Raw genomic sequence first — 26,918 nt, 5'->3', positions numbered from 1 at the left:
CGTATGTCACAAGGACACTCCATGCCCCCTGCCGTGCGCTTCGGCGTCAACTACACCCCGAGCGAAGGGTGGTTCCACCACTGGCTCGACTTCGACCTCGACTCCGTGCGCGCCGACCTCGACGCGATCGCCGCGCTCGGCCTCGACCACGTCCGCGTCTTCCCGCTGTGGCCCTACTTCCAGCCCAACCGCACCCTGATCCGCCCCCGCGCCGTCGAGCAGCTCATGGCCCTCGCCGACGCCGCCGCCGAACGCGGCCTGGACGTCAACGTCGACGGCCTGCAAGGGCACCTGAGCAGCTTCGACTTCCTGCCCGCGTGGACGCGCACCTGGCACCGGCGCAACATCTTCACCGACCCGGACGTGGTCGAGGGCCAGGCGGCCTATCTGCGCACCCTGGCCGCCGCCCTCGCCGACCGGCCGAACTTCCTCGGCATGACCGTCGGCAACGAGGTCAACCAGTTCGCCGCCGGCCCGCATCCCGATCCCGACCGCGTCACGGTGGACGAGGCCGAGCGATGGCTCGTACGGATGCTGGCCGCCTGCGCCGAGGGTGCCCCCGACCGGCTCCATCTGCACGCCTCCTACGACGCCGCCTGGTACCAGGACGACCAGCCCTTCACCCCCGGCCACTCCGCCCGGCTCGGCGACCTCACCGCCGTGCACTCCTGGGTGTTCAACGGCACCGCCCAGCGCCACGGCCGTACCTCCGTGCCGGCCGAGCACCACGCCGCGTATCTGGTGGAGCTGAGCAAGGCCTGGGCCGAGGAGCCGCACCGGCCCGTCTGGCTCCAGGAGGTCGGCGCGCCCGCCCCGCTCGTGCCCGCCGAACACGCCGCCGCGTTCGCCGAGGCGACCGTCAAGAACGCCCTGGACTGCCCGGACCTGTGGGGCATCACCTGGTGGTGCTCCTACGACGTCTCACGCGACCTCGCCGACTTCCCCCAACTCGAATACGGCCTCGGCCTGTTCACCGACGACCGCAAGCCCAAGGGCATCGCCCGCCTTCTGGCCGAGGCGGCGCGCCGATCGCACGCGACCCCCGCACCGCGCACCACGGCCCTCGTCGTACCCGCCGATCCGGGCCGCCGCTCCCGCTGTGCCCCCGGCGGGCCCGTCTTCGACGCCTTCTTCCGGCTCGTCACCGACGGCGCCCGACCCACCACCGTCCTCGACACCCGCGCGGACGACAAGGACCACCTCGCCGCGCGCGGCATCACCGAGGTCGTCACTCCCGATCAGGTACTCCCCACCCCACACGGAGGCACCCGCTCGTGAACCCCAGCAGACGCACCGTCCTGATCGCCGGCGCCGCCGCCGGTCTGCTCCCGCTGCCCGCCTTCCCGGCCGGCCGTCCCAAAGCCGGGGCGACCGCGCCGTACGCCTCGTACTGGTACCCGGACTCGCTCCCCTCCGGCAGCCCCGGCCCCGGCATCACCTGGCGCAGCCTGAAGAGCTGGCGCCCGGCCGACGACCCCGACCTCGCCTTCAACGCCGCGTCCGTGCCGCTCGCCGCGCGCTTCACCCCGACCCCGGCGAACACCACCGCCCGCTCCGGCCAGGCCCGCATCCAGGCCCTGGTCTCCTTCGGGCCGACGTCGAGCAACGCCTCCCAGGGCTCGGCCACCGCCGACTACTACGCCCTCACCCACTGGGCCTACCTGGACGAGCTGGTCTTCTGGGGCGGCTCGGCCGGCGAGGGCCTGATCCTCGCGCCCAACGCGCCGATCGTGGACGCGGCCCACCGGCACGGCGTCCCGGTGCTCGGGACCATCTTCCTGCCGCCGGTGGCGTACGGCGGACAGCTCCAGTGGACCCGGGACCTCGTACAGAAGGACGCCACGGGGCACTATCCGCTCGCCGCGCAGCTCGTGGCGGTCGCGGCGGCCCACGGCTTCGACGGCTGGTTCGTGAACGCCGAGACGGGCGGCGGAAACACCGCGCTCGGCCGGGCCATGCTCGGATTCGTCAAGGAGCTGAAGGGGCTCGCGGCCGCACGCGGACAGCGGGTGACCTGGTACGACGCGATGACCGTGAACGGCACGGTCAGCTGGCAGGGCGCGCTGAACAGCCAGAACCAGGCCTTCTTCCAGGCCGCCGACGACATGTTCGTGGACTTCCGGTGGAACGCGGCCACGCTCGCCTCCTCGGGCACGAGGGCGGAACAACTGGGGCGAAGCCGCTACGAGTTGTGGGCCGGGATCGACGTCGAGTCGAACGGGTCCGACACGTCGGTGGACTGGGACGCGATCGTGCCGACCGGCAGGCCGCACATCACCTCGATCGGCTTCTACCGGCCGGAGTGGACCCGCGACCACCTGCCCGCCGACCAGCGCGCCCCGGAGGACTTCCACGCCGCCGACGACCGGTTCTGGACCGGGCGGTCGCTGGACCCGTCCCGGCCGGATGCGAGCGATCCGTGGCGGGCACCGGCGGTGTCCGCCACCGACCGGTCGACGGTGACCTCGCTGCCGTTCGCGACCGTGTTCAACACGGGGCACGGGCTGCGCTGGTACGAGGACGGGGCCGTCACCTCGGACGCCGCCTGGAACCACCTCGGGCTCCAGGACCGGCTGCCGGCGCGGCGGTGGGTGGTGCGCACGGCGGGGGAGCGGCCGGCGGTCTCCTTCGACTTCGCCGATGCCTGGCGGGGCGGGAGCAGTGTGCTGGTGGAGGGTGAACTCGATCAACCGGTCGTGGTGGATCTGTACGCGACCCGGCTGCCGGTCGGTGTGGACACGGTTGTCGAGCTCACGCATCGTACCGACGCCGGCGCCGTGAACGTCGAGCTGGCCGTGGCGACGGCCGAGCCGAGTGGGGCGGGGGCGCCCCCGCCGTACACCTATCTGGCTGTGAGCCAGGTCAACAGCATCACGCGCGTGAAGTCGGTCAACGGCTGGCAGACTTTGGCGCTGCCGCTCACCGGGTTCTCCGGCACCGTACACGCCCTCGGCGTCCGGCTCACCGCCGCCGAGGGCCCGGTGCGCTGGCGCCTCGGCGGCCTCGCCGTCCGGGACACCGGCACCGCCCCCGCGGCTCCCACGGGCGCCCGCGTCACCGCCGCGACCGGCGGCGACCTCCGGCTCGCCTGGAACGCCGCCACCGGCGCCGTCCGCCACTACGAACTCCACCGCCTCCTGCCCGACGGCACCCGTCGCTTCCTCGGCGGCACCTGCCAGCGCGCCTACTTCCTCGCCGGACTGCAGCCCGAGCAGGGGGAGACCGCCGCACGATTCGAACTGCGTGCCGTGGGGGAGCTCTACAACGCCTCGACCCCCGTCACCGTCACCCACCCCTGGTAACCACCGCCATCACCCGGAACCCGCAGGGAGCACCCCGCATGCATGACGACCGCACTCTGGTGGAAGCCCGCCTCAGGCGCGTGCTCGACGAACGCATCCGCCCCGCCGTGTACCCCGAGTCCGTGCCGCTGCGGGTCGCGGTGTGGCACGCGCCCGGCGAGCCCGTGCCCGTCGAGGAGGGACTCGCGGCCGAGGCCCAGCCGATCGAGGTCGGCGCACGCTGGGGTGCTCCCTGGGGCACCAGCTGGTTCCGGGTGACCGGGACCGTGCCCGAGGCGTGGGCGGGGAGGACCGTCGAGGCCCTGCTCGACCTGGGCTTCGACGAGAACATGCCCGGCTTCCAGTGCGAGGGCCTGGTCTACCGGCCCGACGGAACCCCGGTGAAGGGCCTCAACCCGCGCAACCAGTGGGTGCGCGTCGGCGTCCCGGTGGCGGGCGGCGAGGAGGTGGTCCTGCACATCGAGGCCGCCTCCAACCCCGTCATCCTCGACTACCACCCCTTCCGGCCCACCCGGCTCGGCGACAAGGACACCGCCGGGCACGAGCCGCAGTACACCCTCACCCGCATGGACCTCGCCGTCTTCGACGAGCCGGTGTGGCAGCTGGTCATGGACCTGGAGGTGCTGGGCGAGCTGATGGCCGAGCTGCCCGTGGACTCCGCGCGCCGGCACGACATCCTGCGCGCGGTCGAGCGGGCCCTGGACGCCGTCGACCTCCAGGACGTGAACGGCACCGCCGAGCGGGCCCGCGCCGAGCTCACCGGCGTGCTGGCGGCCCCGGCCGTACCGTCCGCGCACCGGATCAGCGCGGTCGGGCACGCGCACATCGACTCGGCCTGGCTGTGGCCGCTGCGCGAGACGGTCCGCAAGGTGGCCCGTACGACCGCCAACATGACCGCGTTGATCGAGGACGAACCGGAGTTCGTCTTCGCCATGTCCCAGGCTCAGCAGTGGGCCTGGGTGAAGGAGCACCGGCCCGAGGTGTGGGCGCGGGTGAAGAAGGCCGTGGCGGAAGGGCGGTTCGTGCCGGCCGGCGGGATGTGGGTGGAGTCGGACACCAACATGCCCGGTTCGGAGGCGATGGCCCGGCAGTTCGTGCACGGCAAGCGGTTCTTCCTCGACGAGTTCGGCATCGAGAACGAGGAGGCCTGGCTGCCCGACACCTTCGGCTTCGCCGCCGGACTCCCGCAGATCATCAAGGCGGCCGGGTCCAAGTGGCTGCTGACCCAGAAGATCTCCTGGTCCCAGACGAACAGGTTCCCGCACCACACCTTCCAGTGGGAGGGCATCGACGGCACCCGGATCTTCACCCACTTCCCGCCCGTCGACACCTACAACTGCTCCATGAAGGGCAGCGAGATCGCCCACGCGGCCAGGAACTTCAAGGACAAGGGCCGGGCCCGGCACTCCCTCGCGCCCACCGGCTGGGGCGACGGAGGCGGCGGCACCACCCGCGAGATGGTCGCCAAGGCGGCCCGGCTGCGCGACCTCGAAGGCTCGGCCACCGTCGTCTGGGAGACACCCCGCGCCTTCTTCGAGAAGGCCGAGGTCGAGTACCCCGAACCGCCCGTCTGGGTCGGCGAGCTGTACCTCGAACTGCACCGCGCCACCCTCACCAGCCAGGCGAGGACCAAGCAGGGCAACCGACGCAGTGAGCACCTGCTGCGGGAGGCCGAGCTGTGGGCGGCCACCGCGGCCGTACGCACCGGATTCCCCTACCCCTACAAGGAGTTGGACCGGATCTGGAAGACGGTCCTGCTGCACCAGTTCCACGACATCCTGCCCGGCTCGTCCATCGCCTGGGTGCACCGGGAGGCCCGGGCGACGTACGAGCGGATCGCCGGGGAGCTGGAGGAGATCATCGGGGCGGCGCAGCGGGCCCTGGCGGGGGAGGGGACCCGGCATGTGGTCTTCAACCCGGCACCGCACAGCCGTCACGGCGTTCCCGCCGGAGGAGCCGGGGCGCCGCGGTCGGCGCGGGGAACGCAGGTGTCACCCCGCGCCGCGGGCGGGCACGTCCTGGACAACGGCCTGCTCCGCATCGGGATCGACGCCCAAGGCCTCGTCGTCTCCGCGTACGACCTCGACGCCGACCGCGAGACCGTCGCCCCCGGCCGGGCCGCCAACCTGCTGCAACTCCACCCGGACTTCCCGAACATGTGGGACGCCTGGGACGTCGACTCCTTCTACCGCAACACCGTCACCGACCTCACCGACGCCGAGTCGGTGGAGGCCGGCGAGGACGGCGCTTCGGTGCGGATCGTACGGAGCTTCGGCGCCTCCCGGGTCACCCAGGTGCTGACGCTGCCGCCCGGCGAGCGGAGGCTGCTCATCGACACCGAGGTCGACTGGCACGAGACGGAGAAGTTCCTCAAACTGGCCTTCCCGCTCGACCTGCACGCCGAACGATACGCGTCCGAGACCCAGTTCGGGCATGTCTTCCGCCCCACGCACACCAACACCTCCTGGGAGGCCGCCAAGTTCGAGGCGTGCAACCACCGCTTCGTCCATCTGGAGGAGCCCGGCTGGGGCGTGGCGGTCGTCAACGACTCGACGTACGGCCACGACGTGACCCGCGCGGTGCGCACCGACGCCGACCGAGGTACGACGACCACGGTGCGCGTCTCCCTCCTGCGCGCCCCGCGCTTCCCCGACCCCGAGACCGACCAGGGCGTCCACCGCTTCCGGCACGCCCTGATCCCGGGCGCCTCGATCGCCGACGCGGTCCGCGAGGGCTGGCGGATCAACCTGCCGGAACGGCACCTGACCGGGGCCCACGAGGTCGCGCCGCTGGTCACGGTGGACAACGACGCGGTCGTGATCACCGCGGTCAAACTCGCCGACGACGGCAGCGGTGACGTCGTCGTCCGCTTCCACGAGGCCCACGGCGGCCGGGCCCGGGCGACGCTCACGGCCGGTTTCGAGATCGCGGACGTCACGGCGACGGACCTGCTGGAACGGCCGGCCGGCGACACCGAGCCGCCGGTGCGCGACGGTGAGCGGATCACCGTACGGCTGAGGCCGTTCGAGCTGGTGACCTTGCGGCTGCGGCGCTGACCCGGGGACGGGTGCCGCCCGCGTCGGTCCCCCGGGGTTGACGCGGCGTCGCCGGCTCGCCGGACGGATGCTCGTAGCGCAGCGGTAGTCTCCCTGGCAGCCCCTGCCGCCACAGCATTCCGAGCGCCTCGTTCGCCCGCTGCTCCTGCTCCCGGTCGGTGGGAAGCGGCAGGTGCAGCGCGCCGAGCAGATGGATGCCGGCGAGGGCGGTGGGCGGCGTCGAGACCCGGAGGAACCTTCCGCCGAACGACGGTCCGGCCGGTCCGGCGAGCGCGGACAGGTTCACCGGCGGTGCTCCTTCCCCGCCGTCCGGCCCGGGCGCCCCGGACGGTGCTCGGACGGTCGCATCACTCCTCCACCATGCGGCCGTGCCCCGCGCGGGCACGGCGGCGGCCGGCCCTCGCCCAACAGCAGGATCTGCGATTCCGCGCACTCCGCGTCCGTGCAGACGTAGTACTGTGCGCGGCCTCCGCCTGGTCCGGCTCGGGCCCGACCAGGCCGACCGTGCCCGCGCCTGCGTGGGCCAGTCCGGGTCGGGTCACAGTCCCGGCCGCGATGCCGGCCCGGCGGTGCCGCCGGGCCGGCATCCGTCCTGGTCCTCGACTCGTCCGTGCCGCTGCCGCCTACACGCCGGGCTGCCCGTCCCCGCTCTGCTCCACGAGCCGCCCCCGCAGCCACTCCTCCACCTCGCCCACGTGGGCCGCTGCCGCCGCCCGCGCCGCCTCCGGGTCGCGGGCGGTGAGGGCGCGGTGGATGGCGGCGTGCTCGCGGCGGGTGCGGGCGAAGGCGCCCTCCTCCTGGTAGCCGCGCCAGACGCGGGCGCGGAAGGTGCGGGAGGACAGGCCCTCCAGGATGGCGGCCATGGTCTCGTTCCCGGCGGCCGCGGCGATCTCGCGGTGGAAGGCGAGGTCGTGGGCGAGGATCTCCTCCGGGTCGTCGGTGGCGTTCATCGCCGCCAAGTGCTTCTCGACCGCGGCGAGTTGGTCGTCGGTGATGCGTGCGGCGGCCAGCGCCGTCGCCGTCGACTCCAGGATTCTGCGGACTTCGAGGAGTTCCACCAGGCGCGGGCCCCGGGACAGGTCCGCGACCACCCCGAAAGTCTCCAGCAGGTCGCCGGCCTCCAGTGCGGTGACGTAGATCCCGGAACCGTGCCGGGCCTCCAGGACGCCCATCACGGTCAGGGCGCGGATCGCCTCCCGCATCGAGCTGCGGGAGATGCCCAGCCGGGCCGCGAGATCCCGCTCGGTGGGCAGCCGCTGGCCGGGCTCCAGCCGGCCCTCGGCGATCATCGCCTTGATCTCCTCGATGGCGCGCTGGGTCACCGTGCCCTTCTGCGGCACCTCTTCCTCGTCCACGCCACTCCTCCTTCCCCCGGTGCGCCGCAGTCTAGCCAGCCGAGTGGTCCGACCACTACGCCCAGGATCCGCGAATTTTCCGTGCACGAGGGTGTTGACTCGGCTTATTGGTCTGATAAGTATGCGGCGTCTGCTCGAAAACCCTCGACGAGGAGCCGCGAGATGCCCGCCAGCACTGTCAGGAAGCGCAGCAGGTCCCGGATCATCGGCGCGGTGGCTGTGGCCGCCGGCGCCTCACTCATGCTCGCCGCCTGCGGCAGCACCAAGGACACCGCGAACGCGGGCAGCGGCGGCACCGGCAAGGTCGGCGTGATCCTGCCGCTGCTCACCTCGCCGTTCTGGCAGTCGTACAACGACTACGTGCCCAAGATGGCCAAGTCCGAGGGCGTCCAGGTGCTGAAGACGGTCAACTCCAACAGTGACCCCTCGCAGCAGATCACCGACATCGACAACGAACTCACCCAGGGCGTCAAGGGACTGGTGGTCGCCCCGCTGGACAGCGCCGCCATCCAGGCCGGACTCGACCAGGCCCAACGCAAGGGCGTGCCCGTGGTCGCCGTGGACGTCGCGCCCGACAAGGGCAAGGTCGCCATGGTGGTGCGCGCCGACAACGTGGCCTACGGCGAGAAGGCCTGCGACTACCTCGGACAGCACGTGAGCAGCGGCAAGGTCGTGCAGATCATGGGCGATCTCGCCTCGGTCAACGGCCGCGACCGCTCAGCGGCGTTCCGGTCCTGCGTGAAGAAGAAGTACCCGAAGCTCACTGTGCTGGAGATCCCCGCCAAGTGGGAGTCCGACACCGCCGCCGCCAAGCTGGACACGCTGCTGGGCGCCAACCCGGACATCAAGGGCATCTACCTGCAGGCGGGCGGTGTCTATCTCGCGCCGACCCTGCAGACCCTGAAGTCCAAGGGCATGCTGAAACCGGCCGGGCAGCAGGGCCACATCGCGATCGTCTCCAACGACGGCATCCCCCAGGAGTACGACGCCATCCGCAAGGGCCAGATCGACGCCACGGTCTCCCAGCCCGCCGACGCCTACGCCAAGTACGGCCTGTACTACATCAAGGCGGCGATGGCCGGGAAGACGTTCAAGCCCGGGCCCACCGACCACGGCTCCGTGATCGTCGAACTGCCCAGCGGGATCCTGGAGGACCAGCTGCCCGCACCGCTGGTCACCAAGGCCAACGTCGACGACCCCAAGCTGTGGGGCAACACGGTCAAATGAGCACACCGCTTGTTGAAGCCGAGGGGATCGTCAAACGGTACGGCCCCACCCTCGCCCTCGCAGACGGCCGGCTCACCGTCCTGCCCGGCGAGTCCCACGCCCTGGTCGGCCGCAACGGCGCCGGCAAGTCCACTCTGGTCAACGTCCTCACCGGCCTCCAGGCCCCGGACGCCGGCACCGTCCGCTTCGACGGCGAGCCCGCGCCCCCGCTCGCCGACCGGGACGCCTGGCGCCGCAAGGTCGCCTGCGTCTACCAGAAGCCCACGGTCGTCCCGGAGCTGACGGTCGCCGAGAACCTTTTCCTCAACCGGCAGCCGACCGGCCGCGGCGTCATCAGCTGGCGCCGGCTGCGCCGGCAGGCCGCAGAACTCCTCGACACCTGGGACGTGCGCGTCGACCCCGAGGCGCGCACCGCCGACCTCAGGGTCGAGGACCGCCAAATGATGGAGATCGCCCGGGCGTTGAGCTTCGGAGCCCGGTTCATCGTGCTGGACGAGCCCACCGCCCAGCTCGACAACCGCGAGATCGAGCGGCTCTTCACCCGCATGCGCTCCCTGCAGGACTCCGGCGTCACCTTCCTGTTCATCTCGCACCACCTCCAGGAGGTGTACGAGGTCTGCCAGACGGTCACCGTGCTGCGCGACGCCCGCTGGATCACCACCGCACGCGTCGCCGACCTGCCCAAGGCGGCACTGGTGGAGGCCATGGCGGGGGAGTCGGTCGCCGAACGGGCCGCACCGGGCAGGGGAGTGGAGGACGGCGCCCCTGTCCTGCTGGAGGCACAAGGGCTCACCTCACCGGCGTACGAGAACGTCGACCTCACCGTCCGCCGCGGTGAGGTCGTCGGACTCGCCGGTTCCAGCGGCAGCGGCAAGACCGAGCTCGCCGAGTCCTTCGCCGGACTGCACACGCCGACCGGCGGCACCGCCGAACTCGACGGCGAGCGGCTGCCGTTCGGGGACGTACCGGCCGCCCTGCGGGCCGGGGTCGGCTGTGTGCCGCGCGACCGGCACGAGCAGGGACTGGTGTCCGGCCTGAGCATCGGCGACAACGTCACGCTGAGCGTACTGGACCGGCTCGGCCGGGCCGGATTCGTCGCCACCGACACACGGCGCCGTTTCGCGGCCGAGTTGATCGACCGCCTCGGCATCCACGCCGAGGGCCCCGACCAGCCGGTGTCCGACCTCTCCGGCGGCAACGCCCAGAAGGTCGTCATGGCCCGGGCCCTCGCCTCCGACCCGCGCCTGCTGGTGCTGATCAACCCCACCGCCGGCGTCGACGTGAAGTCCAAGGAGTCGCTGCTCGCGCGCATGGACAGCGCGCGCGACGACGGCACCGCCGTCCTCGTCGTCTCCGACGAACTCGACGACCTGCGCCGCTGCGACCGCGTCCTCGTCCTCTTCCACGGCCGCGTCGTCGCCGAGCACCCGGCCGGCTGGCGCGACCACGAGCTGATCGCCTCCATCGAAGGAGTTGACCATGGCTGACACCCGGGCCGCCCCTCCGCTCGCGCCCCCGAAGTCCCCGGACGCCCGGTCGGCCAGGACCGTCCTGCTCCGCCGAGCCCGCGAACTCGCCCTCGTCCCCGCACTGTTGCTGCTCATGGTGCTCGGCGCGATGGTCAACGACTCGTTCCTGACCGAGCGGAACCTGATCTCGATCCTCGGTGCCTCCGCCGCGCTGGCGATGGTCGTGCTCGCCGAGTCGCTCGTGCTGATCACCGGCAAGTTCGACCTGTCCCTGGAGTCGGTGGTCGGCATCGCGCCGGCCGTCGGGGCCCTGCTGGTGCTGCCCGCGAGCCAGTCCGGCTGGGGCACGGAATTCCCGGCCGGGCTCGCCCTGCTCGCGATCCCCGTGGTCGGTGCGGTGATCGGCGCCTTCAACGGCGTCCTCGTCGTGAAGTTCCGGCTCAACGCGTTCATCGTCACGCTCGCGATGCTCATCGTGCTGCGCGGCCTGCTGGTCGGCGCCACCAAGGGCAAGACCCTGTTCGGCATGCCCGACAGCTTCTACTCCCTGGCCACCACCACCTTCCTCACCGTGCCGCTGTCGGTGTGGCTCGCCGCCGTCGCCTTCGCGGTCGCCGGGTTCGTGCTGAAGTACCACCGCGCCGGTCGCGCCCTGTACGCGATCGGCGGCAACGCGGACGCCGCCCGCGCGGCCGGTGTGCGCGTGGACCGGGTCATGCTCGGGGTGTACGTCGTCGCGGGCGTGCTCGCCTCGCTCGGCGGGCTGCTGCAGACGGGATACGTCGGCGCGATCAGCGCCAACCAGGGCCAGAACATGATCTTCACGGTGTTCGCGGCCGCGGTGATCGGCGGCATCAGCCTCGACGGCGGCAAGGGCACCATGTTCGGCGCCCTGACCGGCGTCGTCCTCCTCGGCGTCGTACAGAACCTGCTCACCCTCGCCCAGATCCCGTCGTTCTGGATCCAGGCCATCTACGGCGGGATCATCCTCGTCGCCCTCGTGATCGCGCGTGTGACGACGGGCCGCGCCCAGGACTGATCCAGCCGTCAAGTGTCCGACGACCGAAAGGACTTCAGTGTCCCAGGCCCCCGCCCGCGTCATCGCGGTCGACACCCACGACATCCGTTTCCCCACCTCGCGCGAGCTCGACGGCTCCGACGCGATGAACCCGGACCCCGACTACTCGGCGGCCTATGTCGTGCTGCGCACCGACGCCGCCGACGGGCACGAGGGGCACGGGTTCGTCTTCACCATCGGGCGGGGCAACGACGTCCAGGTCGCCGCGATCGACGCGCTGCGGGACCATGTGCTCGGCCGTGACGCGGCCGAGCTGTGCGGCGACCCGGGCTCGCTCTTCCGGGACCTGATCGGCGACAGCCAGCTGCGCTGGCTCGGCCCCGAGAAGGGCGTGATGCACATGGCGGTCGGGGCCGTCGTCAACGCCGTCTGGGACCTAGCCGCCCGCAGGGCCGGCAAGCCGCTGTGGCAGCTGCTCGCCGATGCCGAACCCGCGTGGCTGGTCGGGCAGATCGACTTCCGGTACATCGCGGACGCGCTCACCCCCGCCGAGGCCCTCGACCTGCTGAGGCGGGGCAGGGCGGGAGCGGGGGAGCGCCGGGCACGGCTGCTGGAGCGCGGCTACCCCGCCTACACCACCTCACCGGGCTGGCTCGGCTACGACGACGCCAAGCTCGGCCGGCTCGCCGCGCAGGCCGTCGCCGACGGCTTCACCCAGATCAAGCTGAAGGTCGGCGCCGACCTCGACGACGACATCCGGCGCTGCCGGGTCGCCCGCGCGGTCGTCGGACCGGACATCCGGCTCGCCGTCGACGCCAACCAGCGCTGGAACGTGGACGAGGCGATCCGCTGGACCAAGGCGCTCGCCGAGTTCGACCCGTACTGGATCGAGGAGCCCACCAGCCCCGACGACGTCCTCGGCCACGCCGCGATCCGCCGGGCGGTGGCCCCGGTGAGGGTCGCCACCGGCGAGCACGTGCACAACCGGATCATGTTCAAGCAGCTCCTCCAGGCGGGCGCCCTCGACATCGTCCAGATCGACGCGGCCCGCGTCGCGGGCGTCAACGAGAACCTCGCCGTCCTGCTGCTCGCCGCCAAGTTCGGCGTCCCGGTCTGCCCGCACGCGGGCGGCGTCGGCCTGTGCGAACTCGTCCAGCACCTCTCGATGTTCGACTACCTGGCCCTCTCCGGCACCACCGAGGACCGGGTCATCGAGTACGTCGACCACCTCCACGAACACTTCGTCACCCCCGTCGTCATCCGCGACGGCCACTACACCGCACCCACCGCGCCCGGCTTCTCCGCCGCCCTGCACCCGGAGTCCATCGCGCGGTACACCTTCCCCGGCGGCACCTACTGGGCCGCCGACCCCGAGACCCAGAAGGGACAGACCGCATGAGTGACTTCGAGGGCCTGAAGGCCCTGGTCACCGGTGGCGCCTCCGGCATCGGCCGGGCCACCGCCGACCTCCTCGCCGCCCGTGGCGCCCGGGTCGCCGTCCTCGACCGGGACCCGGCGGACGTCGACAAGCCGCTCCTCGCCTACCGCGCCGACGTCACCGACGACGCCTCGGTCCGCACGGCCGTCGAGCGGGCCGCCGAGGACCTCGGCGGGCTGGACGTCCTGGTCAACAACGCCGGGATCGGCGCGCTGGGCACGGTGGAGGACAACGACGACGCCGAGTGGCAGCGCGTCTTCGACGTCAACGTCCTCGGCATGGTCCGCACCGCCCGCGCCGCCCTCCCGCACCTGCGCCGCTCGGACCACGCCGCGATCGTCAACACCTGCTCCGTCGCCGCCACCGCCGGACTGCCCCAGCGCGCCCTGTACAGCGCCACCAAGGGTGCCGTGTACTCCCTGACCCTCGCCATGGCCGCCGACCACGTCCGCGAGGGCATCCGGGTCAACTGCGTCAACCCCGGTACGGCCGACACCCCGTGGGTCGGCCGGCTGCTGGAAGCGGCCCCCGACCCGGCCGCCGAACGCGCCGCCCTGGCGGCCCGCCAGCCCACCGGCCGACTGGTGTCCGCCGCCGAAGTCGCGGGCGCCATCGCCTACTTGGCCAGCCCGCTGTCCGGCGCCACCACCGGCACCGCCCTCGCAGTCGACGGCGGCATGCAGGGCCTCAGACTGCGCCCGGAGGGCCGGTGACGAGGCTCGGCCGCAGCGGAGTCGAGGTCACCCCGCTCGGCTTCGGCGCCGCGACGCTCGGCAACCTCTACCGCCCGGTGGACGACGAGCAGGCGCGGGAGGCCGTACGGGCCGCCTGGCAGCGCGGCATCCGGTACTTCGACACCGCCCCGCACTACGGCCTCGGCCTGTCCGAACGCCGGCTCGGCGCCGCCCTGCGCGCATACGACCGCGCGCACTTCACCGTCTCCACCAAGGTCGGCCGCCGCCTCGAACCCATCGACGATACCGGCGACGACCTGGCCCACGGCTTCGCCGTACCCGCCACCCACCGCCGGGTGTGGGACTTCAGCGCGGACGGCGTCCGCCGCACCCTGGAGGCGAGCCTGGAGCGCCTCGGCCTGGACCGCGTCGACGTCGTCTATCTGCACGATCCCGACGACCACGCCGAGCAGGCCTTTCGGGAGGGCTACCCGGCCCTGGAGAAGCTGCGCTCCGAGGGCGTCGTCGGCGCGATCGGCGCCGGCATGAACCAGACCGCGATGCTCACCCGGTTCGTCCGCGACACCGACGTGGACGTGGTCCTGTGCGCCGGCCGCTACACCCTGCTCGACCAGAGCGCGGGGGCCGAACTGCTGCCAGCGGCCGCCGAGTACGGCGTGTCGGTCGTCCTCGGCGGCGTGTTCAACTCGGGCCTGCTGGCGGACCCGACACCCGAGTCGACGTACGACTACAGCCGTGTCCCACCGGAGTTGCTGGACCGGGTCCTGCGCATGAAGGCGGTCGCGGAGCGGCACGGCACCACCCTGCGCGCCGCCGCGCTGGCCTTCGCCTTCGCCCACCCGGCCGTCGCCAGTGTCCTGCCCGGGCCCCGCTCCGCGTCCGAAGTCCACGACTGCGCAGCCCAGTTCGCCTCCGTGGTTCCGGCGGAGTTCTGGCAGGAGCTGCGAGAGTGCGGTCTGCTGCCCCGAGAGGAAGACCCGTCATGAGAGTGGCCCTGCACACCAAGGTCCGCGCCGACCGGATCGCCGAGTACGAGGCGGCCCACCGGGAGGTCCCGGAGGAACTGACCCGGGCCATCCGCGCCGCCGGTGCCACCTCCTGGACCATCTGGCGGTGGGGGTCCCCCCGCGCGAGCGAAGCCGAGCGTGGGGGAGGCACCGACCTGTTCCACCTGCTGGAGTGCGCGGACTACGCCCGCCTGCTCGCCGAACTGGAGCAGCTGCCGGTCAACGTGGCCTGGCAGGCCCGCATGGCCGAGCTGCTCGACGTGGTGCACGACTACTCCCGCGAGGGCGCCGGCGCCGGGCTGCCCGTCGTCTGGGAGCTGCCGTGACCGTCGACGCCCACCACCACGTCTGGGACCTGTCCGTCCGCGACCAGGACTGGATCCCCGAAGGCAGTCCGCTCAGGCGCGACTTCACCTTGGCCGACCTCGAACCCGAGGCGAGGGCGGCCGGAGTCACCCGCACCGTCCTCGTCCAGACGGTCACCGTCGCGGAGGAGACACCCGAGTTCCTGGCCCTGGCGGCCGAGCACGACCTGATCGCGGGCGTCGTGGGCTGGACCGACCTCACCCGCCCCGACATCGCGGAGGAACTGTCCCGACTGCGCGAACTCCCCGGCGGTTCCTTCCTGAAGGGCATCCGGCACCAGGTCCAGGGTGAGCCGGACCCGCGGTGGCTGCTGCGGAAGGACGTACGGCGCGGACTCGCGGCCGTGGCCGGGGCGGGCCTCGTCCACGATCTGGTCGTCCTGCCCCACCAGCTTCCGGCCTGCGCCGAGGCCGCCGCGAGCCTGCCCCAAGTCACCTTCGTACTCGACCACTTGGGCAAGCCGCCGATCGCAACCGGAGAACACGAGCCCTGGGCCTCCGCCCTGCGTGCGCTCGCCGTCCTCCCCAACACGGTCGCCAAACTCTCCGGCCTGGTCACCGAGGCCGACCCCGGCTCCTGGACGACGGCCGACCTGCGGCCGTACACGGACGTGGCCCTGGAGGCCTTCGGCCCCGGCCGGCTGATGTTCGGCTCGGACTGGCCGGTGTGCACGACGGCGGCCTCCTACGCCGACGTGCACACCGTCATCACCGAGTTGACCGCAGACCTCGACGAGGCCGACCGCCGGGCCCTCTTCGAGGGCACCGCCACGGCCGTCTACGGCCTGTGACCCACGGCGTGGCCGGCGTGCACCTCCCCACCCCGTACCGCACAATGCCGACATGACTGATCATCATCAGCCGCGCACTCCCTCCGCTCCGTTGCTGCGTGCTCCCGGGGACGGTGAACTCATCGACGTCGCCGGCGTCGCCCACTTCTTCCGGCTCACCGCAGAGCACACGGACGGGCGTTTCACCTTCGAGGAGTTCAGCCTCGCCCCCGGCACCATCGGCGCCAGGCCGCATGTGCACGACGGACACGACGAGTACTTCTACGTCCTCGAGGGGGAGCTGACGCTCCACACCGGCGACGGCGAGGTGACGGCCGGCCCCGGACACCTGCTCGCCGCCCCCCGTGGCACCCCGCACGGTTTCCGCAACGGCGGCCAGGTCCTGGCACGCGCTCTGTGCCTGTACACCCCGGCCGGCTACGAGAACTACTTCCGCGACGTGCACGCGGCCGTGAGCGCCGGGGCCGAGGCGACCGACGAGCTGCTGGCAGAGTTCCGCAGCCGTTATCGGACCCGGTCGTTCCGGATTCCCTCGGACAGCCGGCAGGAGCCGTAGCCGGGCCGACAGGTCGATCCCGCGGGCCGATGTCGCATGTCGGCCCGCGGGCCGGTGTCGCATGTCGGAGGGCCCGGCCGCTCACGACCGCCCGGTCACCGCGGCCAGCCGCGTCGGTGGCATGTACTCCCGGACGAACGTCCGCTCCCAGCACGCCCCGCTGTCCCGCAGCTCCCGCCAGGTGGTGTAGCGGTAACGGAAGAGGCGCGCGCGGACATACCTGGGCGGGGTGTCCGGTGGGAAGGGGGAGCGGCGCAGCAGGCGCAGGGTGTCGCGGTCGTTCTCCAGCAGGCGTTCCACCAGACCGCCGAACCATTCCCCCGCATAGCCCGGGGACAGAGCCGCGAACCACATCAACCAGTCCAGGCGCAGATGGTAGGGGGCGAACTGGCGCGGCCAGTGCCGGGTGTCACCGGGCTTGCCGCGGAACTCGTACTCGCGCCAGTCCGAGTCCTCGCGCGGCACCTCGTCCAGCGTGCCCTCGACCACCACCTCGTAGCGGACCCGGCTGACGCTGCCGAACGCGCCGTAGGTGTTCACCAGGTGCAGCGGGTCGAAGGAGCGGTTCATGATCTGCCGGCGGGAGACCATGTTGGCCACCGGGCGGTAGCTCAGGAAGAGCAGCAGCGCGGCCACCGCGAGCACCAGGACCTCGTACCACAGCGGCGCCGCCGGCACGGACGGCGCGGCCCCGGGAATCCGCAGCGCGGACAGGGCCAGCACGATGGTGATCCAGTTCAGCCAGGAGAAGTTGCCGGACAGCACCAGCCACAGCTGGGTGACGATCATCAGGGCGGCGGCGGCCGAGGCGATGGGCTGCGGCGTGAACAGTAGCACCGGCACGACCAGTTGGGTCATGTGGTTGGCGGCCACCTCCACCCGGTGCAGCGGCTTCGGCAGATGGTGGAAGAACCAGCTCAGCGGGCCCGGCATGGGCTGTGTCTCATGGTGGTAGTCGAGGCAGGTCAGCTTCCGCCAGCACGCGTCGCCCCGCATCTTGATCAGCCCGGCGCCGAACTCCACCCGGAACAGGATCCAGCGCAGCAGGAACAGCACGACGATGGGCGGCGCCACCTTCTCGTTGCCGAGGAACGCGGCCAGGAAGCCCGTCTCCAGCAGCAGCGACTCCCAGCCGAACGCGTACCACGTCTGGCCCACGTTGACGACCGACAGATACAGCGCCCACGGCACCAGCCACAGCAGGATGCCGGCCCACAGCGGCAGCAGGGAGTCCGCGCCGGCGAGCAGAGCCGCCGACACCGCGCAGCCGGCCCACGCGCAGCCCGCGAAGAAGCGGTCGGAGTAATGCAGATGGAACAGGCTCGGCGCCCGTTTGAAGGGGACCAGCGCCACGAACCGGGGGATCGGCAGCATGCCGCGCTCGCCCAGCAGCGCCCGGAACTGCATCGCCGCCGTCAGGAACGCCACCAGGTACACGGCGGCCAGAGCCCGCTGGAAGACCAGCCTGGTCAGCCAGTAGTCGGGAGCGGTGAACCAGTTCACGGCTGTGCGCGCCCTTCGTCGCGGCTAAACCGCCGGTGTCGTCCTCATCATCGCCTCCCTCGAGTTGCCAGCCAAACGGGCACGATGCAAACAATAGGGAGAAATCACCCAAAGTGATGGGAAGTGTACGGTGCGGATACCCACCGGATCCATCGTCACGGCCTGCGCGCTCTCGGTGGCGCTGCTCGTCGCCGGCTGCGGCCGCCCCGGCGTCAAGGAGGCCCGGATGGGCGAGGAGGTCTATCTCCTGCCCGCCGCGGCCCAAGGGCCAGACCCCTTCACCGCTTCCACGGTCACCGCGCCGGTGAGAGCCGGCACGGGGAGCGCCGATCCCACCGCGCCGCCTCATCCGGGCACGGCCGACCCCAGCGCCACACGGCCGCCCGTCGCCGGCTCCTCGCCGCCGGCGGTGCCCGCCGGGCTGGTCGGCGTACACCCGCGCGCCCTGCGCATCCTGTCCGGCGCGACTCCCGGCCTGTACGGCGGCACCGCACGCGTCGCCGGCTGTGACGTCGGACGGCAGACCGGGTATCTGACCGCGGACCGCGCCAAGGGTGACGCCTTCGCTCGGGCGGCCGGTGTCTCCGCGAACGGCCTGCGCGGCTTTCTGCGCGGCCTGACCCCCGTCGTGCTGCGCGCCGACACCCGGGTCACCGACCACGGCTATCGCGACGGACAGGCGGTCGCCCACCAGGCCGTCCTCCAGGCCGGCACCGCTGTCCTGATCGACAACCGTGGACTGCCCCGGGTGCGCTGTGCCTGCGGCAACCCGCTGGGGCCGCCGACGCCGACCCGCGTCGGCTCCGGCGCCCGTGGCGGTGCCTGGCCCGGCTACCGTTCGGGTCAGGTGATCGCGGTGACCCCGGCACCCCGGGCGGTCACCAGCATCACGATCGTCAACGCCGAGACGCGCACCTGGATCGAACGCCGGCTCGGTCACGACGTACGCGACGACCAGGTCGTCCCCGCGCCCGCCTGGGCCACCGCCGCGCCCGACGGCGACCCCGACCCACCGGGTGCCGCCACCCCGGGCACCGCACCGCCGTACCCCACCCAGCCCGGTCCGCGGCGGAGCCGACCGGAGGCCTCCGCGGGCACGATCGGCAAGGAGCCGCCCGTGGCCGCCACCCCGAGGGCGCCGGACATGCCCACCGGGCGGAGCACCCCGGCGCCGGACCCGGCCGCCCCGTGGATCCGGCCGTCCCTTGGTCCCGTTCCGCAGGCGCCCGGCACCCCGGACCCGCCGTACGCGATCGGACCGCAGGACGGGATCGGCCCTCCGGACGGGATCGGCTCTCCGGACGGGATCGGCCCATCGGGCCTGCCGGACGCTCCGGGCCTGCCCGACCCCGTCGGACCGGTCCCGGCCGCCACGGCGGACGTCCGGTCGAGCCCGGCCCCCGACGCCACGGACGGCGATGCCGCGGGCGCCGCCGCCGCGGACCTCTCCGGTGGCTGAGCCCGTCCGGAGCCGGACTCTCCCCCTGGGGAGCCGACCGCGGCAAGAGGTCGAAGAAACGGACAAATCCTGGCAAGGTGGGCGCATGGCAGTTCGGGGAGCGAGTGCCGTGTCACTCCCGGAGGACTGGCCCGCCCACCCGGATCCGATCCTGGCGCTCAACCGCATGGGCACCTTCGACTGGGACCTGGACACGGGTCTGTTCCACATGGACGCCCAGGCACACGAGGTGCTCGACCTGCCGCCCGAGGAGTACGACGGACGGCTCGAGTCGCTGGCCCTCAGGGTCCCGCGATCGGAGACGGCCCGGCTGGACGAGCTGGTGGCCCGGGCGATCAAGGACGGCAGCGAGAACTACGGGGCCTACTTCCGCATCCGCTGCCGCGACGGCACCCAGCGCTGGACCCACACCCAGGGCTACATCCGCCGGGACGCCACCGGCCGCCCGCGCCGGGTCGTCGGCATCGTCCGCGACGCCACCGAGGAACTCGCCGAGAGCGAGGTGCGCAGCCTGCGGGCCGCCCAGGACGAGGCGTTCCGCCAGCAGACCAACGTCGTGCAGGCCGTCTCCGCCTCCCTCGCCCACGCCCGCAGCGTCCAGGACGTCATCGACGCCCTCAAGGACACCCGTGGCATCCGCCATCTCGGCGCGGCCAGCCTGGTGATGGGGCTGGTGGAGGCCGGCCGCATCCGCCTGGTGGCCGAGGGACCCATCGACGCCTCGGTCCCCGGCACCCAGATCACCCGGATCGACGAGCCGTACCCGATGAGCGAGGTCGTGCGCACGCTCGCGCCCCGGTTCATCGAGTCCCCGGAGGAATTCGCCGAGCACTATCCGATCCTCTGGCCGCACCTCACCGACCTGCACGTCACCTCCGCGGCCTATCTGCCGCTCATCGCCCAGGCCCGCCCGATCGGCGCGATGGGGTTGCTCTACAGCGACCGGCGCGGCTTCTCCGCCGAGGAGCGGGCCGTCCTGGTCGCGCTCGGCAGCAGCATCGCGCAGAGCCTGCAGCGGGCCATGCTCTACGAGCAGGACAAGGACCTCGCCCAGGGCCTGCAGCAGGCCATGCTGCCCCGCACCATCCCCAGCGTCCGCGGCGCCGACATCGCCGTCCGCTACCGGTCGGCCGCCCTCGGCCGGAACATCGGCGGCGACTGGTACGACCTGATCCCGCTGCCCGGCGGGCGGGTCGGCGCGGTCATCGGCGACGTCCAGGGCCACGACACCCACGCGGCGGCCGTCATGGGCCAGCTGCGGATCGTGCTGCGCGCCTATGCCGCCGAGGGACACACCCCGGCCACGGTGATGGCCCGTGCCTCCGTCTTCCTGCACGAACTCGACACCGACCGCTTCGCCACCTGCCTGTACGCCGATGCCGACCTGTCCACCGGAGTCGTGCAGGCGGTCCGGGCCGGGCACATCGACCCGCTGATCCGGCACGGCGACGGCAGCTGCCGCCGGGCGCCGGTCGAGGGCGGGCTGCCGCTGGGTCTGTCCGCCGAGTTCGGCCGGCTGGATTACCCCGTCTCCACCCTCGAACTCGACCCCGGCCACACCCTGCTGCTGTGCACCGACGGGCTCGTCGAACAGCCCGGCGCCGACCTCGACGACGGCATGCACCGCCTCTCGGCGCTCGTCGCGGCCGGCCCCGAGGACGTGGGCCCGCTCGCCGACCGGCTGATCCAGATGGCCGAGGAGCGGGGCGGCGAAGACGACGTGGCGCTGCTCCTGCTGCGCCGGCGCACCCCGGAGGCCCCGCCCGCCGGCGGCCGGCTCCAGCAGCACGTGGCACCCGGCGACCCGGACGCCCTCAGCCAGGCCCGGCACCTGATCCGCGCCGCGGTCCGCTCCTGGGGCCACCGCGACCGTGCCGACGAGATCGAGCTGGTCGCCGACGAGCTGATCACCAACGCGCTGATGCACACCGAGGGCGCCGCGATCGTGACCCTGCGGGCCCTCGACGGCGGCCACCGCAGACTGCGGATCGAGGTCGAGGACTCCTCCAGCGCCCTGCCGCGCCGCCGTGAGGCGGGCGAGGACGGCGTCTCCGGCCGCGGCCTGCTGCTCGTGGAGATGCTCACCGACGCGTGGGGCGTGGAGGCGCGGGGCGGCGGCAAGGCGGTGTGGTGCGAGTTCCGCCGCGGCGGCTGACGCGGCTGACCCGGCTTTGTCAGTGCGGGATGGCACCCTGGAGCCATGCCGGAACTGCCCGAGGTAGAAGCGCTGAAGGACTTCCTCACCGAGCACCTGGTCGGCCGCCGGGTGGCGCGGGTGCTGCCGGTCGCCGTCAGCGTCCTGAAGACGTACGACCCTCCGGTCACCGCCTTCGAGGGCGGCGAGGTGACGGCCGTGCACCGGCACGGCAAGTTCCTGGACCTGGCGGCGGACAGCGAGCTGCACCTGGTGACGCACCTGGCCCGGGCCGGCTGGCTGCAGTGGAAGGACCGGCTGCCGGCCGGCCCGCCCAAGCCGGGCAAGGGACCGCTCGCATTGCGCGTGGCCCTGGAGACCGGCGAGGGCTTCGACCTCACCGAGGCCGGCACCCAGAAACGCCTCGCGGTGTACGTCGTGCGCGATCCGCGGCAGATCGAGGGCATCGCCCGGCTCGGCGCGGACCCGCTGGCCGCCGACTTCGACGAGGACCGCCTCGCCGCCCTGCTCAAGGACGAGAGACGTCAGCTGAAGGGCGCCCTGCGCGACCAGTCCCTGATCGCGGGGGTCGGCAACGCCTACAGCGACGAGATCCTGCACGCCGCGAAGATGTCCCCGTTCAAGCTCGCCGCCTCCCTGACCCCCCAGGAGACCCATCGGCTCCACGCGGCGCTGCGCTCGACGCTCACCGAGGCGGTAGACCGCTCCCGGGGCCTGGCCGCCGGGCGGCTGAAGGCGGAGAAGAAGAGCGGCCTGCGCGTCCACGGCCGGACCGGCGAGCCGTGCCCGGTGTGCGGCGACACCATCCGGGAGGTCTCCTTCAGCGACTCCTCGCTGCAGTACTGCCCCACCTGCCAGACGGGCGGCAAGCCCCTGGCCGACCGCAGACTGTCCCGGCTGCTGAAGTAGGGGCTACGGCGCGTCGACGGACACCAGGTGCTGTCCGTCCATGGTGCGTACGTCGTAGCGGGCGATGTCGTCGGCGTGCATCGTGGAGGATCCGAGCGCGGTGAAGGTTCTGGTGGCGTGACCCGGTTCCATCCAGGTGCCGGCGACCTCCTCGGAGCCGTCGCGGCCCACGATGACGAGCCGGCAGGCATGCGGGCCGGTGCCGTCCTTCACCTTCAGCAGCAGCCGGCTGCCCGTGTCCCCGTCGTCGGCGGTGACCTCGGCCCACACCCCGGTCTTCGGATCGGTCGCGGCGGCTACCTGCGCGACCGGCTCCGCATGGCCGGCGAAGGCCACGATCCCCGGACCGGCCACGGCCAGCACCACGGAGGCGGCCAGGCCGTACAGAAAGCGCCGGCGGCGCGCCCGATGCCGGAGCGCGACCTCGCCGAGCAGCCGGTCCAGCAGCCGGGGACCGGGCTGTGCCATGGGGTGCACAAAGCGCGGCGTGGCCCGGCGGTACAGCATCAACTGCCGTGTGGCGGGACCGAATTCGGTCACCCGTGCCGCGCATTGGGGGCACTCCATGAGGTGGTCCTCGAAGCGGAAGGCCTCCGCCTCGTCCAGCACGCCGAGCGCGTACGCGCCGACGTCGCGATGCCTTTCCAGGGACCTCATGCCGAATCCTCGTGCCGATGGGTGCGGGTGGGGTTACTCCGTGCACCCACCCGTACGCAGCCGACAGCCGAATCACTCAAGCCACCCGCAGAATCCCGGACGAGAGATTCGGAGCCGCGCGGCCCGCGGATTGGTCCGATTCCGGAAAACTTCAGAACGCCCCGGAGCGACGGCTCAGAACAGATGGATCGCGAGGTGCCCGAGGGGCAGCCCGAGCCGCCACGCCGGTGTCCACACCTTCGGCCCGTCGTCCTCGCCGGCCGGCCCGCCACCGCCCGGCACCGCGTCCAGGTCCGGCGCGAGCAGCTCGGTCTCCTCCAGCCAGCGCCAGGCGTCGGCGGCGAGGGCCAGGTCGGGCGAGCGGGTGCCGGACCGCTCGGCCCGTTCGGCCAGCTCGGCCATGCGCTCGCCCACCCAGTCCCGCCACGGCTGGTCGTAGGCGGTCAGGGAGAGCCAGTTCTCCAGCTGGGAGATCACCCGGATGCCGGACAGCTCCCCGTCGGTGTCGGACAGGAAGACGGTGAGCGCCAGCGCGTCCCGGCCGGCCCGGAACTCGAAGGAGGTCGGCGGCATCAGATCGCCGGTGCGCAGCAGCTCGTCGGCGATGTACTCGGCGTACAACCAGGCCATGGGGACGGCCAGTTCTCCGCCGTCGGTGCCGTCCGTGCTCTCGTGCCCTCTGTGCTGCATCCCTTCCTGCCCTTCCTCCGGTACGTGCGCGTCGCCCGAGCCTCGTCGGGGTCGCGGCCCCGACCGCTGCCCGGAACGCGGATGAGGACAGCCCATTGCCCGAACGGGGGCCACAGCAAGGCGCTTTACCGAGGTTTGACCCGGCCTCCGGTTTCAGTGCAGGTCGGCCGCATAATCCGGAAGGACCCGGCGCAGCGCGCGCAGCGCGTAATACGCGCGGGACTTCACGGTACCGGGTGGCACCCCCAGGGTCTGCGCCGCTTCCGCCACACTGGCCCCGAGGAAATACACGAGTACCAGCACGTCACGGTGCTCCGGCGTGAGTGTCTTCACAGCCTCCCGGACATCGAGCATCGCGGCGGCCCGTTCGGCGTGATCGGCGGTCACCCGTGCGCTCTCCGGGATGTCGGCGCCGGTCTCCGGGGGCCGGGCCTGCCGGGCCCGCCGGGCGTCGATCGCGAGCCGCCGGGCGACCGTCAGCAGCCAGGGCCGTACGGAGTCGAAGTCCTCGGCGTGCAGCGCCTCGGGATGCTGCCAGGCGCGCAGCAGGGTCTCCTGGACGAGGTCCTCGGCGCGCTGCCGGTCGCCGTCGCAGAGCCTGAGCAGCAGGGCGAAGAGCGGTCGGCCGTGCTCGCGCTGGAGCGCGGCCAGTTCGTGTTCGGCGGTCGTCGTCCCGCGGGTCCGTGCCGCCGCCTGGTGGATCAGTGAGGTTCCGGCCGTCATGGCCGTATGGCAGCGCAGGGCACGGCCCGGGGACAGGGCGTGCGCACGGGTCTGCGACGGACGGTCGATCGCGTCGGCGAACGGTCGGACGAACGGTCCGGCCACCCCGCAGGGGGTTCATTCGGCGGGCCGCGCCTCGGCCAGCACCGAGCGCCGGTAGGAGTAGCCGAAGTAGATCACGCACCCGATCACGAACCACGCCGCGAACCGCACCCAGGTCTGCCAGTGCAGGAACGTGATCAGCCAGATCGAGAACACGCAACCCAGCGCGGGCACGACCGGCATCCACGGCGTACGGAAGGTGCGCGGCAGCTCCGGGCGCCGGTAGCGCAGCACGATCACCGCCGCGCACACCACCACGAAGGCCAGCAGGATGCCGATGTTGGTCAGCTCGGCGGCCGAGCCGATCGGCACGAACCCGGCGATGGCGGCCGAGGCCACCCCGACGATCCAGGTCACCCGGGTCGGCACATGCCGCGTCGGGTGCGTCCTGGCGAACCATGGGGGCAGCAGACCGTCCCGGGACATGGAGAACCAGACCCGGGTCACGCCCAGCATGAACGTGAACATCACGGTGAGGATGCCGATGATCGCGCCCACCGCGATCACGTCCGCCAGCGCGTCCAGGCCCACCGACTTGAACGCGCTGGAGAACCCGCTCTCCGGGTCGATGTGCTTGTAGTCCTGCATCCCCGTCAGCACCAGGCAGGCCGCCACGTACAGCACCATCGAGATCACCAGTGAGTAGATGATCGCCTTCGGCATGTGCCGCTGGGCGTCCCTGGACTCCTCGGCGGCCGTCGACATGGCGTCGTAGCCGAACACCGCGAAGAAGACGGTCGCCGCGCCGGTGAAGGCACCGCCGATGCCGAACGGGAAGAACGGGTGGTAGTTCGCCGAGTCGGTGTGGAACATGCCCACCCCGATCACCAGCAGCACCACCAGCACCTTCAAAACGACGACGAACGTCTCGAAGCGGGCCGCGCTGCGCATGCCCAGGTTGAGCAGCCAGGCGATCAGCAGGCACAGGAGCGCCGCGAACAGGTCCACCCGGTGCCCGGCCCCGGTGCCCGGCGCCCCCAGCATCCAGTGCGGCAGCTTCGCGCCCATCGCCTCGACGAGAAATCCGAAGTAGCCCGAGATGCCGATCGCCACCACCGCCACGATCGCGGTGTACTCCAGCAGCAGGTCCCAGCCGATGAACCAGCCCGCGAACTCGCCGAGCACCGCATAGCCGTAGGTGTACGCCGATCCCGCCTTCGGGATCAGTCCGGCGAACTCGGCGTACGACAGCGCCGCACAGGCGCTCGCCACACCGGCGACGAGGAACGACACCACCACCGCCGGACCCGCCGTGCCGTTGGCCACCGTGCCCGCGAGCGTGAAGATGCCCGCGCCGATGATGCCGCCCACCCCGATCGCGGTGAGCTGCCACAGGCCGAGGGAGCGGTCCAGCCGGGTGCCCTCGCCGACCTCGGTCTCCTCGATGTGTTCGATGGGTTTGCGGCGGAGAATCCCCTCACCCGCGCGGAGCCCGGCCATGCGTCTCACCTCTTCGCCGACGGCAACGGCTGACGGCGGATCATGATGGCTCAGGTGCCCCGCACAGGGAAGACGCCACGCACGGCCCAGGCGGGCGTCCAGGTGCGGGCCGCGGGCCGGGCCGGGAGGCGGGCGGTGAGATGGTCGCGCAGCGCGGCGAGCCCCGGGTGTGCGTTGGCCGCGGCCCAGACCAGGGAGTGCGGGTACACCGGCGTCGGGTCGACGAGCGGGATGCGCCGCAGGTCGTGCCCGGCGGGCCGGGAGAACCGGGTCAGCTCGCCGACGAAGGTGGCGAGCGAGTCGGAGCCGGCGACCGCATCGAGCAGCGGCTCCCCGCCGGAGTCGGGGACGACCGAGTCGATGGTCAGCCCGAACTCGGCGGCGAGGGTCGTGTAGTACGCGGCCCACTCGGTGCCGTCCACGAGGCCCGGCATCCAGATCCGGTGCCCGGCCAGCTGCGCCGGCGTCACCGACCGGGCCCCGGCGAGCGGGTGCCGCGCCCCGGTGAGCAGCTGCACCGGCTCGTCCAGCACCCGGACGGACCGCAGCCCCTCGGGAAGCCGCGTGGTGACCGCGCGGATGGTCGCGTCGATGCCGCCCGCGCGTACGGCGGCGACGGCCGTGCTCGCGTCGAAGAGCGTCACCATGTCGAGGGCCGTGTCGGGCTGGGCCTCATGGAACTCCCGCAGCAGGGCCGCGGGGGACAGCCGGGCCCCGAGCACGTCGACGCGCAGCGCCCGCCCTCCCGGCCGCACCGAGGCCAGGGCCCGCTCCTCGGCCAGCAGCAGCTCCTGGGCGTGCGGCAGGAACGCCTGCCCGTCGATGGTCGGCCGCGCCCCGCGCGCGGCCCGGGCGAACAGCCGTACACCGAGCTCCTTCTCCAGCGCCGCGATGCGCTTGGAGACGGCCTGCTGGGTGATGCCGAGGAGAGCCGACGCCTCCTGGAACTGCCCGGTGTCCACCACGGTGACGAAGGTGCGTACGGCCTTGAGATCCACGCG

General features: G+C 72.4%; 23 protein-coding genes. 15 read left to right on the top strand and 8 right to left on the bottom strand.

Features of this window, described 5'->3' with window-relative positions:
• Nucleotides 1-21 precede the first annotated feature (21 nt).
• From ACZ5NH_RS31535 to ACZ5NH_RS31525, 3 genes are read left to right on the top strand one after another with little or no spacing between them, the layout of a single operon-like run.
• A complete protein-coding gene (locus tag ACZ5NH_RS31535; protein WP_468780046.1) occupies nucleotides 22-1,278 on the top strand; it encodes a glycoside hydrolase 5 family protein in 1,257 nt (418 codons plus the stop codon).
• The gene (locus tag ACZ5NH_RS31530; protein ID WP_468780044.1) at nucleotides 1,275-3,302 is read left to right on the top strand and encodes an endo-beta-N-acetylglucosaminidase; all 2,028 of its coding nucleotides are present in this window, start codon (nucleotides 1,275-1,277) and stop codon (nucleotides 3,300-3,302) included. Before ACZ5NH_RS31535 ends, ACZ5NH_RS31530 begins: the two co-directional genes overlap by 4 nt.
• Before the next feature lie 38 nt (nucleotides 3,303-3,340).
• Nucleotides 3,341-6,358 (top strand): alpha-mannosidase, encoded by a 3,018-nt coding sequence (locus tag ACZ5NH_RS31525; protein ID WP_468780042.1) that lies wholly within the window; start codon nucleotides 3,341-3,343, stop codon nucleotides 6,356-6,358.
• Here ACZ5NH_RS31525 and ACZ5NH_RS31520 read toward each other — a convergent pair.
• The gene (locus ACZ5NH_RS31520) at nucleotides 6,306-6,644 is read right to left on the bottom strand and encodes a hypothetical protein (protein ID WP_468780040.1); all 339 of its coding nucleotides are present in this window, start codon (nucleotides 6,642-6,644) and stop codon (nucleotides 6,306-6,308) included. The genes ACZ5NH_RS31525 and ACZ5NH_RS31520 overlap by 53 nt on opposite strands.
• 337 nt (nucleotides 6,645-6,981) lie before the next feature.
• A complete protein-coding gene (locus tag ACZ5NH_RS31515) occupies nucleotides 6,982-7,713 on the bottom strand; it encodes a FadR/GntR family transcriptional regulator (protein WP_468780038.1) in 732 nt (243 codons plus the stop codon).
• A 162-nt stretch (nucleotides 7,714-7,875) separates the two neighbouring features.
• On the opposite strand from ACZ5NH_RS31515, the gene ACZ5NH_RS31510 reads away from it, so the two are divergent.
• The 9 genes from ACZ5NH_RS31510 to ACZ5NH_RS31470 are packed head-to-tail and all read left to right on the top strand — an operon-like array spanning nucleotide 7,876 to nucleotide 16,279.
• Complete coding sequence (locus ACZ5NH_RS31510) at nucleotides 7,876-8,940, top strand: sugar ABC transporter substrate-binding protein (protein ID WP_468780036.1); 1,065 nt, start codon at nucleotides 7,876-7,878, stop codon at nucleotides 8,938-8,940.
• Nucleotides 8,937-10,427 carry a sugar ABC transporter ATP-binding protein gene (locus tag ACZ5NH_RS31505; protein WP_468780034.1) on the top strand — a complete coding sequence of 497 codons (1,491 nt, stop codon included), beginning with the start codon at nucleotides 8,937-8,939 and terminating at the stop codon, nucleotides 10,425-10,427. The genes ACZ5NH_RS31510 and ACZ5NH_RS31505 overlap by 4 nt, the downstream gene beginning before the upstream one ends.
• The gene (locus ACZ5NH_RS31500) at nucleotides 10,420-11,448 is read left to right on the top strand and encodes an ABC transporter permease (RefSeq protein WP_468780032.1); all 1,029 of its coding nucleotides are present in this window, start codon (nucleotides 10,420-10,422) and stop codon (nucleotides 11,446-11,448) included. The genes ACZ5NH_RS31505 and ACZ5NH_RS31500 overlap by 8 nt, the downstream gene beginning before the upstream one ends.
• Nucleotides 11,449-11,485: 37 nt before the next feature.
• A complete protein-coding gene (locus tag ACZ5NH_RS31495) occupies nucleotides 11,486-12,826 on the top strand; it encodes an L-fuconate dehydratase (RefSeq protein ID WP_468780030.1) in 1,341 nt (446 codons plus the stop codon).
• Entirely contained in the window at nucleotides 12,823-13,578 is a 756-nt protein-coding gene (locus ACZ5NH_RS31490) for an SDR family NAD(P)-dependent oxidoreductase (protein ID WP_468780028.1), read from the top strand. The genes ACZ5NH_RS31495 and ACZ5NH_RS31490 overlap by 4 nt, the downstream gene beginning before the upstream one ends.
• On the top strand, nucleotides 13,575-14,546 hold the full coding sequence (locus ACZ5NH_RS31485) for an aldo/keto reductase (RefSeq protein ID WP_468780026.1): 972 nt from the start codon (nucleotides 13,575-13,577) through the stop codon (nucleotides 14,544-14,546). The genes ACZ5NH_RS31490 and ACZ5NH_RS31485 overlap by 4 nt, the downstream gene beginning before the upstream one ends.
• Nucleotides 14,543-14,893 carry an L-rhamnose mutarotase gene (locus ACZ5NH_RS31480; RefSeq protein ID WP_468780024.1) on the top strand — a complete coding sequence of 117 codons (351 nt, stop codon included), beginning with the start codon at nucleotides 14,543-14,545 and terminating at the stop codon, nucleotides 14,891-14,893. Before ACZ5NH_RS31485 ends, ACZ5NH_RS31480 begins: the two co-directional genes overlap by 4 nt.
• Nucleotides 14,890-15,723: an amidohydrolase family protein gene (locus ACZ5NH_RS31475; RefSeq protein ID WP_468780022.1), complete on the top strand. Its 834-nt coding sequence runs from the start codon at nucleotides 14,890-14,892 to the stop codon at nucleotides 15,721-15,723. The genes ACZ5NH_RS31480 and ACZ5NH_RS31475 overlap by 4 nt, the downstream gene beginning before the upstream one ends.
• Nucleotides 15,724-15,775: 52 nt before the next feature.
• Entirely contained in the window at nucleotides 15,776-16,279 is a 504-nt protein-coding gene (locus ACZ5NH_RS31470; RefSeq protein WP_468780020.1) for a cupin domain-containing protein, read from the top strand.
• Nucleotides 16,280-16,360: 81 nt separating this feature from the next.
• On the opposite strand, the gene ACZ5NH_RS31465 is transcribed toward ACZ5NH_RS31470, so the two are convergent.
• On the bottom strand, nucleotides 16,361-17,782 hold the full coding sequence (locus ACZ5NH_RS31465) for a lipase maturation factor family protein (RefSeq protein WP_468780018.1): 1,422 nt from the start codon (nucleotides 17,780-17,782) through the stop codon (nucleotides 16,361-16,363).
• A 130-nt stretch (nucleotides 17,783-17,912) separates the two neighbouring features.
• Here ACZ5NH_RS31465 and ACZ5NH_RS31460 point away from each other — a divergent pair, with 130 nt between their 5' ends.
• The 3 genes from ACZ5NH_RS31460 (at nucleotide 17,913) to ACZ5NH_RS31450 (ending at nucleotide 22,305) form a co-directional block, all read left to right on the top strand.
• Nucleotides 17,913-19,241: a DUF6777 domain-containing protein gene (locus ACZ5NH_RS31460; RefSeq protein WP_468780016.1), complete on the top strand. Its 1,329-nt coding sequence runs from the start codon at nucleotides 17,913-17,915 to the stop codon at nucleotides 19,239-19,241.
• An 85-nt stretch (nucleotides 19,242-19,326) separates the two neighbouring features.
• A complete protein-coding gene (locus ACZ5NH_RS31455) occupies nucleotides 19,327-21,396 on the top strand; it encodes a SpoIIE family protein phosphatase (protein ID WP_468780014.1) in 2,070 nt (689 codons plus the stop codon).
• 45 nt (nucleotides 21,397-21,441) lie between these two features.
• Nucleotides 21,442-22,305: an Fpg/Nei family DNA glycosylase gene (locus ACZ5NH_RS31450; RefSeq protein ID WP_468780012.1), complete on the top strand. Its 864-nt coding sequence runs from the start codon at nucleotides 21,442-21,444 to the stop codon at nucleotides 22,303-22,305.
• Between the two features lie 3 nt (nucleotides 22,306-22,308).
• On the opposite strand, the gene ACZ5NH_RS31445 is transcribed toward ACZ5NH_RS31450, so the two are convergent.
• The 5 genes from ACZ5NH_RS31445 to ACZ5NH_RS31425 form a co-directional block, all read right to left on the bottom strand.
• Nucleotides 22,309-22,962: a zf-HC2 domain-containing protein gene (locus ACZ5NH_RS31445; protein WP_468780010.1), complete on the bottom strand. Its 654-nt coding sequence runs from the start codon at nucleotides 22,960-22,962 to the stop codon at nucleotides 22,309-22,311.
• 174 nt (nucleotides 22,963-23,136) lie between these two features.
• On the bottom strand, nucleotides 23,137-23,652 hold the full coding sequence (locus ACZ5NH_RS31440) for a hypothetical protein (RefSeq protein WP_388633306.1): 516 nt from the start codon (nucleotides 23,650-23,652) through the stop codon (nucleotides 23,137-23,139).
• 153 nt (nucleotides 23,653-23,805) lie between these two features.
• A complete protein-coding gene (locus ACZ5NH_RS31435; RefSeq protein WP_468780008.1) occupies nucleotides 23,806-24,375 on the bottom strand; it encodes a sigma-70 family RNA polymerase sigma factor in 570 nt (189 codons plus the stop codon).
• Between the two features lie 117 nt (nucleotides 24,376-24,492).
• Nucleotides 24,493-25,917, bottom strand: coding sequence for an amino acid permease (locus ACZ5NH_RS31430; RefSeq protein ID WP_468780007.1), 1,425 nt, complete (start codon nucleotides 25,915-25,917; stop codon nucleotides 24,493-24,495).
• Nucleotides 25,918-25,967: 50 nt separating this feature from the next.
• Nucleotides 25,968-26,915, bottom strand: a complete 948-nt coding sequence (locus ACZ5NH_RS31425; protein WP_468780005.1) for a LysR family transcriptional regulator — start codon at nucleotides 26,913-26,915, stop codon at nucleotides 25,968-25,970.
• Nucleotides 26,916-26,918: the final 3 nt, after the last annotated feature.

The sequence above is a fragment of the Streptomyces sp. NPDC031426 genome (assembly GCF_055581585.1).
This window is presented reverse-complemented; position numbering and strand designations above follow the sequence as displayed.

Excerpts from the sequence above, each read along its gene's own strand:
- ACZ5NH_RS31535 (WP_468780046.1), top strand. The coding sequence starts at position 22 with ATGCCCCCTGCCGTGCGCTTCGGCGTCAACTACACCCCGAGCGAAGGG.
- ACZ5NH_RS31525 (WP_468780042.1), top strand. The coding sequence starts at position 3,341 with ATGCATGACGACCGCACTCTGGTGGAAGCCCGCCTCAGGCGCGTGCTC.
- ACZ5NH_RS31510 (WP_468780036.1), top strand. The coding sequence starts at position 7,876 with ATGCCCGCCAGCACTGTCAGGAAGCGCAGCAGGTCCCGGATCATCGGC.
- ACZ5NH_RS31505 (WP_468780034.1), top strand. The coding sequence starts at position 8,937 with ATGAGCACACCGCTTGTTGAAGCCGAGGGGATCGTCAAACGGTACGGC.
- ACZ5NH_RS31500 (WP_468780032.1), top strand. The coding sequence starts at position 10,420 with ATGGCTGACACCCGGGCCGCCCCTCCGCTCGCGCCCCCGAAGTCCCCG.
- ACZ5NH_RS31490 (WP_468780028.1), top strand. The coding sequence starts at position 12,823 with ATGAGTGACTTCGAGGGCCTGAAGGCCCTGGTCACCGGTGGCGCCTCC.
- ACZ5NH_RS31480 (WP_468780024.1), top strand. The coding sequence starts at position 14,543 with ATGAGAGTGGCCCTGCACACCAAGGTCCGCGCCGACCGGATCGCCGAG.
- ACZ5NH_RS31470 (WP_468780020.1), top strand. The coding sequence starts at position 15,776 with ATGACTGATCATCATCAGCCGCGCACTCCCTCCGCTCCGTTGCTGCGT.
- ACZ5NH_RS31455 (WP_468780014.1), top strand. The coding sequence starts at position 19,327 with ATGGCAGTTCGGGGAGCGAGTGCCGTGTCACTCCCGGAGGACTGGCCC.
- ACZ5NH_RS31450 (WP_468780012.1), top strand. The coding sequence starts at position 21,442 with ATGCCGGAACTGCCCGAGGTAGAAGCGCTGAAGGACTTCCTCACCGAG.
- ACZ5NH_RS31445 (WP_468780010.1), bottom strand. The coding sequence starts at position 22,962 with ATGAGGTCCCTGGAAAGGCATCGCGACGTCGGCGCGTACGCGCTCGGC.
- ACZ5NH_RS31440 (WP_388633306.1), bottom strand. The coding sequence starts at position 23,652 with ATGCAGCACAGAGGGCACGAGAGCACGGACGGCACCGACGGCGGAGAA.
- ACZ5NH_RS31435 (WP_468780008.1), bottom strand. The coding sequence starts at position 24,375 with ATGACGGCCGGAACCTCACTGATCCACCAGGCGGCGGCACGGACCCGC.
- ACZ5NH_RS31430 (WP_468780007.1), bottom strand. The coding sequence starts at position 25,917 with ATGGCCGGGCTCCGCGCGGGTGAGGGGATTCTCCGCCGCAAACCCATC.